The following is a 7,401-nucleotide window of genomic DNA, read 5'->3' as shown; positions in this document are numbered from 1 at the left end:
ACCCTTAGTTGCTACATAAGCACAAGAAGTTGTTGCAGAAATTGAAAAGTTGGGAGTAGAAGCGATCGCTATCCAAGCTGATATTAGCAAAGTACCCGACATCCAACGGTTATTTAAACAAACACTTGAGCGCTTTGGTAAAGTCGATATTTTAGTTAACAATGCCGGAATCGCTTTCTATAAACCAATTGCTCAGGTGAGTGAAGAAGATTTTGACGCGATTTTTGCCATTAACGTCAAAGGCACTTATTTTGCTTGTCAACAAGCCGCGCAACATATATCAGAAGGGGGACGGATTATCAACTTTTCCTCATCAACTACGGCGATGATGCTGCCAACTTATAGTACTTATGTAGCAACTAAGGGTGCTGTTGAACAAATCACGCGGGTACTAGCTAAAGAATTGGGTGCAAAGGCGATCGCGGTTAATGTTATTTCTCCTGGCCCCACCGATACAGAACTGTTTCGAGAAGGCAAAACACAAGAACAGATAGACCGTTTAGCCCAAATGGCTGCGTTTGGCAAACTGGGAGAGGTACAAGAAATCGCCGACGTAGTAGCATTTCTCGCTAGCGACGAAGCTAGGTGGATCACTGGGCAAAATATCCGTGTAAATGGTGGAATCGCTTAAGCTCATCCCACCCCTAAAAGGAGTGGGATTTCGCGTCATTTGTCATTTGTCATTTGTCATTTGTATCTTTTTTTGACAAATGACTAGTGACTTTAGGACGGCTCAGGGGGCGACTATCCTCCCATACATTGAAGTTCGGGGGCAACGCCTTCGCCATTCTGTGAGGCGATCGAAGTTTTCCTCATGAAAACGATATTCCCCGTTTCAAAACCTCAGTCAGTAATTTGCAACGCCGTTAATCTACCAATAGAAATTTAAGCCATGAATTCCAATATCAATCTTTTCACACCAGTTCAGCTTGGCCCTTACACCTTACCAAATCGGATTGTAATGGCACCGATGACGCGTTTACGGGCAATTGCAAGCATCCCAAATTCGCTAATGGCAACTTACTACGCCCAACGCGCTAGTGCTGGGCTGGTCGTTACCGAATGTACAATGGTTTCACCTCTAAGTTTAGGATACATCAACTGCCCAGGAATTTACTCAGAAGAACAAGTGGCTGGATGGCGATTGACAACGAATGCAGTACATGAACAAGGGGGCAGAATTTTTTTGCAACTTTGGCATTCTGGGAGAGTTTCTCACTCGGCTTTACTTGGTGGAGAGTCGCCAGTTGCTCCTAGTGCGATCGCTGGGGTTGGCTCACTCCATACACCCATAGGTAAGGTATCGTTGGAAACTCCCCGCGCTTTAGAAACTCAAGAAATTTCCGAGATTGTCGAGCAATTTTGCAAAGGTGCAAAAAATGCCCTGGCGGCTGGTTTTGATGGCATTGAACTTCATGGTGCATTTGGCTATTTAATCGACCAATTCCTCCAAGATGGCTCGAACCAGCGCACAGATGAGTATGGCGGCTCAATAGAAAAGCGCAGCCGATTCCTCTTAGAAGTTGTGCAAGCAGTCGCTAGCGTTTGGGGTGCAAACCGTGTTGGTATCAAACTTTCGCCAAGTAACACTTTTTATGGAATGCATGACTCTAACCCTCAAGAAACTTTTAGTTATGCTATCAAGGCTCTTAACCCCTTTGGACTTGCCTATCTTCACCTAATGGAACCAAACGAAGTCGATTTAGCAACCCGCGAAGTCATGAACCCCGTAACACCCTACTTCCGCCAAATATTCCAAGGTACTTTGATTACCAATGGTGGCTACGATCGCCCAACAGGAGATAGTATTCTGTCCAGCAGCAATGCAGATTTAGTTTCTTTTGGCAAGTTATTTCTTGCTAATCCTGACTTACCAAAACGCTTAGAACTTAACGCACATTTGAACACCCCAGATCCAAAGACATTTTATGCCCCTGATGCAACAGGATACACTGATTACCCATTTTTAGAACTTCAGACCACTTGAAGAAATCACAGTCATCTCTAAATCAAAAATATCATATCATGTTCGACTTAATACTTATAGGACTTACGCAAACTCTACGATTCTTGGCGTTCTTGGCGTTCTTGGCGGTTCGATAAATTAAGCTTTTCAGCACTTTTTGCGTAAGTCCTAACTTAGTCAAAAGCGAGCAAAGCGCACAATCCCAAACCTTTGCGATTGCTTCATTCCACTTCGTTGCATTCGCAATGACAGACATATTGTAAGCGATTTGCCGAACTTGGTATCATTTGTCATCTGTAAAACTTTTCGGTTTTATAGAAAAAAAGTTGCAGCTTAAGACGACAATTAATTTAGGTACTCTTGTTAGCACATAAACACGAAGTGTCTCTTAAAACAGTTCGCGTTCTTGATTATTTATACACAGGGTAGGATCATGAATTCACCAGAAGATAAAAGCCAATTTGAACGACAGAGACCAATTTATCTAGAGCTAAATTTTCAGATTATTTGTGCTGTTGTACTAATTGCTGTTCTTGGAGTTTCTAGCGTGACCCCGGCTTTTCCCAAGTTAGCCAAAGACTTAAATATCAATCCGAAAAATTTGGGTTTATTGATTACAGCATTTACATTACCATCTTTGATTTTAGGGCCAGTTGTTGGTATTCTTGCCGATAGATGGGGCAGAAAGAGAATTATTGTTCCTTCACTGTTTTTATTTGGCATAGCTGGTACAGCTTGCGCCTTTACCCGCGATTTTAATTTGTTGCTATGGTTGCGTTTGCTGCAAGGAATTGGTGCTGCTTCTTTGCTTTCTCTGAGTATCACCTTAATCGGCGATTTATACACAGGAGACAGACGGATTACTGCAATGGGTTACAATGCCAGTATCAGCAGCGTCGGCACAGCAAGTTATCCAATAATCGGTGGCGCATTAGCAACAATGGGCTGGTATTATCCCTTCATGCTGCCCATATTAGCGATTCCTCTTGGGTTACTGGTGTTGTTTGCACTCAAGAATCCAGAACCAAAAGGCGATCGCAATCTCCAACAGTATTTAAGCAATGCCGTAAAAGTTATCAAAAATCGTCAGCTATTTGGGCTTTTTATTGCCAGTGCTGCTAACTTTGTTTTTCTTTATGGCGCTTACGTTACCTATTTACCACAGCTAATTAACGATACCTTCAAAGCGCCACCTACCATTATTGGATTGCTACTTTCTAGTGTTTCTGTGGCAATTACCATCACAGCTTCTCAGTTAGGTAGATTAGCTAGAAGATTTACCAGCACAAGTTTAATTAGTGCATCTTATGTTTTTTATGCTTTAGCTATGTTAATAGTTCCTTTCGTATCAAATATCTGGTTACTATTAATCCCTAGTACAATTTTTGGGATTGGGCTTGGTATTAATTTTCCTACTATCCAAACACTTTTAGCAGATTTAGCACCAAAAGAATATTTGGCGACGATCATATCGGTAAACGGGACATTCTATGGATTAGGGCAAACATTAGGGCCGTTGTTAATGGGCTATGCCTTTGGTTTTGGCGGAATTAGTAGTGTGTTTTATGCCGCAACTGGTTTTGCAGTTCTGATATTTTTTGTGTTTAGGTATTGCACTTGTGTGAAAGGAGTCTAACGCTTTCCTCCTAAAATTCGCTCATTAGATTATAGCGGTTCTCATTTGCATGAAATACAAAAAACTTTATCTCGTCCTATTGGATATCTCGTGTGATTGGGCGAGGTTTTTAGATGGGGCAAGGGAAAAGAAAGGGTAGGTTTCAATACTGCGTAGGTTTTGAAGATTTGTAGCTTGGGTTGAACTTTAGTTACCCAACAAAGAGAAAGAAAATGTTGGGTTTCGTTCCTCAACCCAACCTACATTGGAGTTATTTTTTAGGCAAAACCTACGCAGTATTGGGGTAGGTTTGCTTTTGCTAGCCGAAACAATCGCATTGTCAGTCGAAACAATCGCATTGTCAAGCGAAACAATCGCATTGTCAAGCAAAACAATCGCATTGTCAAGCAAAACAATCGCATTGTCAGGCGAAACAATCGCATTGTCAAGCGAAACAATCGCATTGTCAGGCGAAACAATCGCATATTGGACAAATACGTTCAGCGAGCGAGAGTATTTTCAATGCGACGGTCGGGAATGAGCCACATAACTGCAACCAGAACGTATAGTATACAGGCAAACCATGAGTTTACAAAAGCAAGTGGAATTGCCACTGCATACAACACCAGCGATATTTTTCCTTTAAAATCTCGACCGACTGCGATCGCTAATGTCGAATCGCTGCCATGATGAGAAATGAGGGCGCGAGTAAGGATGAAGTAAGCCAACGCAGACAACAACAATACCGTACCATAAAGGGCAACTGGCATGGCAGCAAAGTTATTCTCGCCCATCCAGCCAGTGACAAAGGGAATTAGCGACAACCAAAACAGCAAATGCAAATTCGCCCAAAGGATACGCCCATTAACGTGTCGCACTGCCTGTAGTAAATGATGGTGATTGTTCCAGTAGATGCCAAGAAAGATAAAACTCAGCACATAGCTGAGAAATACCGGAATCAGGGGACGCAGGGCTGCTAAATCGAACCCATGCGGCACTTTGATTTCCAGCACCATAATGGTGATGATGATGGCAATCACTCCATCGCTGAATGCTTCTAACCTCCCTTTTCCCATTTACGCATTCCTTTTTTATTTACTTGAAAGTAAGTTGTGACACTCTGTACTTTATCGTACCAAGTAGCCGTCATTGATGAAGATTGTCTGCGCGGTAATCCTTGATATGCTGTGGTTGCTTTCCCTTAGGGAACTCCAAGAAATAAATTATCCAATATTCTGGGGTGGGCATCTTGCCCGCCCTATGGACTGGGCGGGCGAGACGCCCACCCCACAAGAGTTAATTGAATATTTTTTTATTTGGAAGTCCCTTAAGCTACTCCATACCCTGTATACGGACGCTTGTACGGTGGATGTAAACCCAGAATAATATTTTCTTTTGCCACACCAATTTCTACTAATTCCCACGCAATATCTACATCAGTCATATTGCGCTGAATCCAAATCTTTCCATCTTTAATATCCAAATGGATGATACAGTTGTACACACGTTTAAGTCCTTCCCAGCCAACTTCCAAAAGCTGGTAGTGGTCATGTTCTGTATCAAACACAAGCTGAGACTCAATGTCTGAATTGCCACTCTCAAAAGTAGCGTGAGACATTAATATTTGGCGGATGCTTTGGCGGTACTGTTCTACTCTTTCCATTCGACAATCACCTCCTGAAGTGGATCATAACTCACCAACTTCACTTGATAAAGCTTGACAGCTTCCTGAGTGAATCGCTCCTGAAAAAACGACTCAAACGTATCGACGGGAATTGCTAAATATAATGTTCTATCTGGTTCGCTCATCTGTAATGCAAGGCGATAGTTCAAAAACTGCCCCAGTGCTGAATAAAAAACTCCACGCCACTTGCGGGATGGAGTTTTTGGGCATGGGAAATGGGGCATGGGGCATGGGGAAGAAGCTACCAATGCCCTATGCCCCAAGCGACGGGGCGACTATCCCGGAACACCCACGAGGGGATGGAGTTTCCCGTCGCTTTCAATGAAAGTCAGTGATGACAGAGCTATTAAGAAAGCTTTTGATTTCAACTGCTATTTTTCGTCCCGCCTTATCAGCTGCAAGGATTTTTTCTGCCGTTAAGTCAATCTCAAACTTTACACGCTCAATCTTTATTTTTAGCGGATCTGCTGTAATCACCCACTGCTCTTTTAAAAGTGCTTGTTTTACAGCATCATGGAATAGGTCTTTAGCAGCCATTTGTCCTCGCATAGAAGCGATCGCAAAATATTCAATTCTCACTGGTCAATTTCCGCCGTAATTCCCGAATAGCAGCGCTAGTATTACGCTCATAGGCAATTTTTAAACACTCTGTTACTACCTCTGACACATTGATGTTCGGGAAATAGCGGCTACTGGTTTCAACAGTGTAGCAATCGCCTTGCAATCTGTAAATCACAAGCTGGTTTTTCCTGAACAACCAAACTTCTGGTACTCGATAAGGCAGGTAGTCATTTACATCGGTGTAGCTGGTGATGTCTATCTCCACCACTAAATCGGGAGATGGATCAACGCCCCAATTGATGCGGTTTTTACCTGCAATTGCCTCCCAGTTTTCAATATAAAAACAGTAGTCTGGTTCTATACCACTTTCTTGTGGTAGTTCCATTGTGATTGGGGTAAATGCCTCATATTCTCGTCCCAGATGATCGAGCAAAACTTTGACTACATCTGCAATTACACTTACTTTTCGCCCATGTTCTGGTAGCGGTGCCATCAAGAGAATTTCTCCATCTCGATACTTAATGCGAGGAGAGGAGCGATCGCCTAGTTGTTGATTGAGTGCTTGATAGTCTTGCCAACTTCCAAGTAGGCGGACTACTGCGCCTGGGGGCAAATGTATTTTATCGGGTGTGACAACAGCGAACATAGAACTGAACCTCCACCTCCACTGTAATAGTTAAATATGGCGTTGCTGAATCAAGGGATGATTCTTGTAGGGTGGGCGTCTCGCCCGCCCTGAAATACAAGGGACGGGCAAGATGCCCATCCCACAAAACTAGCAAAATCATCCCGCAAATATGCAACGCCTTAAATATCAACTGCTACGGCTGAAAAATACAGCAGCGACAATAATTAAACCTAAAAGTGCTAAAGGAACCCAGAGATTAGGGATATCTGACAAACTCATATTTAATTACGAATTACGAATTACGAATTACGAATTATTTTAAGCCGATGCCTCCTTTAGCGAATTCTTCAACAGTTTTCTGTGAGAATTCATGAGTTGCGATCGCCTGCAACATTGCCAATGGTAAAGTCAAATGATCCGCCCCGGCTTGCAATGAGGCGGCTGCTTCTTCGGGAGATTTGATACTAGCTGCCAAGATTTCTGTATCACTGCCTTTGAGTACGCTAGCCATATCCCGCACCAAAGCAATACCATCACCTAACAACCGGGTAGCTCGATTTACATAAGCTATGGCAATTTTAGCTCCTGCTTCTCGTGCGACTGCTGCCTGTGCTGCACTGTAAATTGCTGTCACCGAACAGGTAATTTCTGGTGATAGACTCGCCACCACTTCAAAACCTAACGGTGTTGCGGGAATCTTTAAAATTGTTTGTGAACCAATAATCTCAAAAGCTTTTCTACCTTCAGCTAGCATAAGAGCTTTATCAGATGCCACAAGTTGATAGTATAAAGGGCCATTTGTCAAGGCAACCAATTTTTTGAGCGTGGTTTCTGGTGGGGTATCGCTTTGAGACAACAGCGTGGGATTTGTGGTAATGCCTTTCACCCATCCCCAAAGCTTAACAACTTCAGCTTCAGATGCGATCGCCGAGTCTAGATATAGTGTC

General features: G+C 43.0%; 8 protein-coding genes and 2 pseudogenes. 4 read left to right on the top strand and 6 right to left on the bottom strand.

Going from position 1 to position 7,401, the window contains the following annotated elements; all coding sequences use genetic code 11:
* Positions 1-34: 34 nt before the first annotated feature.
* The 4 genes and pseudogenes from LC574_RS17890 to LC574_RS17875 form a co-directional block, all read left to right on the top strand.
* Positions 35-631 (top strand): annotated as a pseudogene (locus tag LC574_RS17890) (SDR family oxidoreductase); the annotation flags it as partial.
* A gap of 261 nt (positions 632-892) precedes the next feature.
* Positions 893-1,987, top strand: coding sequence for an alkene reductase (locus LC574_RS17885; protein ID WP_229454749.1), 1,095 nt, complete (start codon positions 893-895; stop codon positions 1,985-1,987).
* A gap of 412 nt (positions 1,988-2,399) precedes the next feature.
* On the top strand, positions 2,400-3,602 hold the full coding sequence (locus tag LC574_RS17880) for an MFS transporter (protein ID WP_229454748.1): 1,203 nt from the start codon (positions 2,400-2,402) through the stop codon (positions 3,600-3,602).
* Positions 3,603-3,846: 244 nt separating this feature from the next.
* Entirely contained in the window at positions 3,847-4,122 is a 276-nt protein-coding gene (locus LC574_RS17875) for a hypothetical protein (protein WP_229454747.1), read from the top strand.
* Here the strand turns inward: LC574_RS17875 and LC574_RS17870 are convergent.
* The 6 genes and pseudogenes from LC574_RS17870 to LC574_RS17845 all read right to left on the bottom strand — a co-directional run.
* Complete coding sequence (locus LC574_RS17870) at positions 4,082-4,657, bottom strand: TMEM175 family protein (RefSeq protein WP_229454746.1); 576 nt, start codon at positions 4,655-4,657, stop codon at positions 4,082-4,084. The two genes, LC574_RS17875 and LC574_RS17870, sit on opposite strands and share 41 nt — an antisense overlap.
* A gap of 251 nt (positions 4,658-4,908) precedes the next feature.
* Entirely contained in the window at positions 4,909-5,244 is a 336-nt protein-coding gene (locus tag LC574_RS17865) for a XisI protein (protein WP_229454745.1), read from the bottom strand.
* Positions 5,232-5,438: pseudogene (locus LC574_RS17860) on the bottom strand (element excision factor XisH family protein); the annotation flags it as partial. The gene LC574_RS17865 and the pseudogene LC574_RS17860, both read right to left, overlap by 13 nt.
* A 145-nt stretch (positions 5,439-5,583) precedes the next feature.
* A complete protein-coding gene (locus LC574_RS17855; protein ID WP_229454744.1) occupies positions 5,584-5,844 on the bottom strand; it encodes a XisH family protein in 261 nt (86 codons plus the stop codon).
* A complete protein-coding gene (locus tag LC574_RS17850; RefSeq protein WP_229454743.1) occupies positions 5,834-6,472 on the bottom strand; it encodes a Uma2 family endonuclease in 639 nt (212 codons plus the stop codon). Before LC574_RS17850 ends, LC574_RS17855 begins: the two co-directional genes overlap by 11 nt.
* A 295-nt stretch (positions 6,473-6,767) precedes the next feature.
* A partial coding sequence (locus LC574_RS17845; RefSeq protein WP_229454742.1) for a transaldolase family protein occupies positions 6,768-7,401 on the bottom strand: 634 nt, incomplete at its 5' end.

Origin of the sequence: Nostoc sp. CHAB 5715 (assembly GCF_020829685.1) — a bacterium.
In the GTDB taxonomy this organism is placed as follows: domain Bacteria; phylum Cyanobacteriota; class Cyanobacteriia; order Cyanobacteriales; family Nostocaceae; genus Nostoc.
The sequence above is the reverse complement of the archived record's forward strand: the minus strand, read 5'-3'. Positions and strand labels throughout refer to the sequence as shown.